Source organism: Nitratireductor alexandrii (genome assembly GCF_004000215.1).
Classification (GTDB): domain Bacteria; phylum Pseudomonadota; class Alphaproteobacteria; order Rhizobiales; family Rhizobiaceae; genus Mangrovimarina; species Mangrovimarina alexandrii.
Genome location: NZ_RBVY01000014.1, coordinates 42,501 through 46,465, shown reverse-complemented (window position 1 = coordinate 46,465; position 3,965 = coordinate 42,501). Strand labels below are relative to the sequence as shown.

Below are 3,965 nucleotides of genomic sequence, written 5' to 3'. Positions count from 1 at the left end.
GGACTCTCCAAACAACTGGAGGGACGTCAGGGCTCAGGTCATACCTAAACGCAAGAAGCCCGCCTTCAGAAGGGCGGGCTTTTTGAACTATATATTTGTTGTCATTCGATGAGCGACCCGAGAGATAGGTGACGTTTTGTACCGGACACATGGGTAACACTTTTGGCTTTGCCGGAGGTGTTGATGCCGTGGAGAGAGAGTTCGGTTATGGAAGAACGTCTACGCTTTGTGGCTCGCCTTCTCGATGGGGAAGGGATGAGCGATGTATGCCGCCAGTTCGGGATCTCGCGCAAGACCGGCTACAAGATCTGGGACCGCTACCGTCAGGAAGGGCTGGAGGCGCTTTGCGACCGCTCGCGGCGTCCGGTGCGCTACGCCAACCAGTTGCCCGACCAGATCGAGCGGCTGATCGTGGAGACCAAGCGCGGCAAGCCGCATTGGGGCGCCAGGAAGATCAGGGAGTTGCTGGTGCGCAGGCTGGCGGGCGAGGTTCGCATTCCCGCCAAGTCGACGGTGCACGCCGTGCTCGACCGCCATGGCCTGGTCAAGCGCGCCCGTCAGCGGCGGCGCTTCAAGGCCGAGGGCACGGTGCTGTCGCAGGCGGCGGCACCCAACGATCTATGGTGCGCCGACTTCAAGGGCGAGTTCAAGACCGGCGACGGCCGCACCTGTTACCCTTTGACGGTGAGCGACCAGGCCTCGCGCATGATCCTGTGCTGCGAAGCCCTTGAGAGCACGAGGGAGGCTCCGGTCATCGAGGCCTTCTTGCGCCTGTTCCAGGAGCGCGGCCTGCCCGCCGCCATCCGCAGCGACAACGGCCTGCCGTTTGCGTCGCCCAACGGGCTCTACAATCTGTCGAAGCTGTCGGTGTGGTGGCTGAGGCTCGGCATCGCGATCGAGCGCATCAGGCCCGGCCACCCGCAACAGAATGGCCGTCACGAGCGCATGCACCGGACCCTCAAGGCCGAGACGGCGCGCCCGCCGGGCATGAACGTGCTCCAGCAGCAGGACCGCTTCGATCGATTCGTCAGCGAGTTCAACGAAGAGCGCCCCCACGAGGCGCTCGCCATGAAGACGCCGGCCGAACGCTACACGCCCGCTTCAAGAGCCTATTGTGGCCTGCCGGACGTGGACTACCCCTTCCACGATAGGGACATCCTCGTCACCGCCTGCGGCCGCATCTGCATGGCAAGAAAGAAGATCAACGTCTCGACCGTGCTCGCCGGCCAGAGGCTCGGCATCAAAGAAGTCGACGACGGCATTTGGCTCGTCAGCTTCATGCACTATGATGTGGGATATATCGACCTGGAACAGAGGACCTTGCAGACCATCGACAACCCGTTCGGCACGAGGTTGTCACCCATGTCTTAGGGACAGACTGTTACCTATCTCTCCGGGTCGTACATCGGTATCGGTGGTTGCGGGGGCAGGATTTGAACCTGCGACCTTCAGGTTATGAGCCTGACGAGCTACCGGGCTGCTCCACCCCGCGTCAACCGAACCGCAGACCAAGCCTGCGACCCGTAAGCATGAATCGAGAAAACCGCCCGAGGGCGGATCGTTCGCTGCAGCGATCGAAAAGAGAAGATTTATGTGCGTTTTGCAGACCTGGCAGCGACTTACTCTCCCGCGTCTTGAGACGAAGTACCATCAGCGCTGGAGCGTTTCACGGCCGAGTTCGGAATGGGATCGGGTGCAGCCGCTCCGCCATAACCACCAGGTCGGCGAAACGCACATATCGAGAAGCTGTCTTTTCCGCGCCATCGCGTTCAGCGATGGGCACAAGCAATGAGAACGATCAAGCCAATCGAGCTATTAGTACCGGTAAGCTTCACACATTGCTGCGCTTCCACACCCGGCCTATCAACGTGGTCGTCTTCCACGACTCTCAGGGAATACTCGTTTTGAGGTCGGTTTCCCGCTTAGATGCCTTCAGCGGTTATCCGTTCCGTATATAGCTACCCTGCTATGCGGCTGGCGCCACAACAGGTCCACCAGAGATACGTCCATCCCGGTCCTCTCGTACTAGGGACAGATCCTCTCAATATTCCTACACCCACGGCAGATAGGGACCGAACTGTCTCACGACGTTCTGAACCCAACTCACGTACCGCTTTAAATGGCGAACAGCCATACCCTTGGGACCTGCTCCAGCCCCAGGATGCGATGAGTCGACATCGAGGTGCCAAACAACCCCGTCGATATGGACTCTTGGGGGTCATCAGCCTGTTATCCCCGGCGTACCTTTTATCCGTTGAGCGATGGCCCTTCCACACGGGACCACCGGATCACTATGACCGACTTTCGTCTCTGCTCGACTTGTCAGTCTCGCAGTCAGGCAGGCTTATGCCATTGCACTCAGCGAACGATTTCCGACCGTTCTGAGCCCACCATCGCGCGCCTCCGTTACTCTTTAGGAGGCGACCGCCCCAGTCAAACTACCCACCATACACTGTCCCGGACCCGGATAACGGGTCGCGGTTAGACATCCATGACGATAAGGGTGGTATTTCAAGGGTGACTCCACGCAGGCTGGCGCCCGCGCTTCAAAGTCTACCACCTATCCTACACATGCCGACACGAATGCCAGTGTAAAGTTATAGTAAAGGTGCACGGGGTCTTTCCGTCTAACCGCAGGAACCCCGCATCTTCACGGGGAATTCAATTTCACTGAGTCTCTGCTGGAGACAGCGGGGAAGTCGTTACGCCATTCGTGCAGGTCGGAACTTACCCGACAAGGAATTTCGCTACCTTAGGACCGTTATAGTTACGGCCGCCGTTTACCGGGGCTTCGATTCAAAGCTTGCACCTCTCCTCTTAACCTTCCGGCACCGGGCAGGCGTCAGACCCTATACGTCGTCTTGCGACTTCGCAGAGCCCTGTGTTTTTGATAAACAGTCGCTACCCCCTGGTCTGTGCCACCCCCATGAGGTTGCCCTCAAAGGGGTCACGCTTATCCCGAAGTTACGCGTGTATTTTGCCGAGTTCCTTCAGCAGAGTTCTCTCAAGCGCCTTGGTATTCTCTACCAGTCCACCTGTGTCGGTTTCGGGTACGGTCTATAAGGAGGAGCTATTTCCCGGGACCGCTTCGCTGCCCTTCCAATCCAATAAGGAAGAACAACACACACGATCCGTCACTACCTCCAGGCTCACGAATATTAACGTGATTCCCATCGACTACGCCTTTCGGCCTCGCCTTAGGGGCCGGCTAACCCTGCTCAGATTAACTTTAAGCAGGAACCCTTGGACTTTCGGCGAGGGGGTCTCTCACCCCCTTTATCGTTACTCATGTCAGCATTCGCACTTCCGATACCTCCAGCACTCCTCACGGATATGCCTTCATCAGCTTACGGAACGCTCCGCTACCGCTTGCAAAGCAAGCCCAAAGCTTCGGTGTATGGCTTTAGCCCCGTTACATTTTCGGCGCAAAGACCCTTATTTAGACCAGTGAGCTGTTACGCTTTCTTTAAATGATGGCTGCTTCTAAGCCAACATCCTGGTTGTTTTGGGATCCTCACATCCTTTCCCACTTAGCCATAACTTGGGGACCTTAGCTGTTGGTCAGGGTTGTTTCCCTCTCCACGACGGACGTTAGCACCCGCCGTGTGTCTGCCAACTAGTACTCCCGGGTATTCGGAGTTTGGTTAGGTTTGGTAAGTCGGTGAGACCCCCTAGCCCATCCAGTGCTCTACCCCCCGGGGTATTCAGCTGACGCTCTACCTAAATAGATTTCGCGGAGAACCAGCTATTTCCGAGTTTGATTGGCCTTTCACCCCTAGCCACAAGTCATCCCAATCTATTGCAACAGATACGGGTTCGGTCCTCCAGTAAGTGTTACCTTACCTTCAACCTGCTCATGGCTAGATCACTCGGTTTCGGGTCTAATGCGACGAACTGAACGCCCTGTTCAGACTCGCTTTCGCTGCGCCTACACCTACCGGCTTAAGCTTGCTCGCCACATTAAG

At 57.3% G+C, this 3,965-nt stretch carries 1 protein-coding gene, 1 tRNA gene and 2 rRNA genes (1 of these 4 only partly in view); 1 reads left to right on the top strand and 3 read right to left on the bottom strand.

All coding sequences use genetic code 11. The annotated features are described in order from the left end of the window. Nucleotides 1-183 precede the first annotated feature (183 nt). Nucleotides 184-1,371 carry an IS481 family transposase gene (locus EP380_RS22295; RefSeq protein WP_127600982.1) on the top strand — a complete coding sequence of 396 codons (1,188 nt, stop codon included), beginning with the start codon at nt 184-186 and terminating at the stop codon, nt 1,369-1,371. Nucleotides 1,372-1,415: 44 nt separating this feature from the next. On the opposite strand, the gene EP380_RS22290 is transcribed toward EP380_RS22295, so the two are convergent. The 3 genes from EP380_RS22290 to EP380_RS22280 form a co-directional block, all read right to left on the bottom strand. Continuing rightward, nucleotides 1,416-1,492: transfer RNA gene (locus EP380_RS22290), tRNA-Met, on the bottom strand. Between the two features lie 114 nt (nt 1,493-1,606). Beyond that, nucleotides 1,607-1,721 (bottom strand): 5S ribosomal RNA (rrf, locus tag EP380_RS22285). Nucleotides 1,722-1,794: 73 nt separating this feature from the next. Continuing rightward, nucleotides 1,795-3,965, bottom strand: a 23S ribosomal RNA gene (locus EP380_RS22280) (it continues 624 nt past the right edge of the window).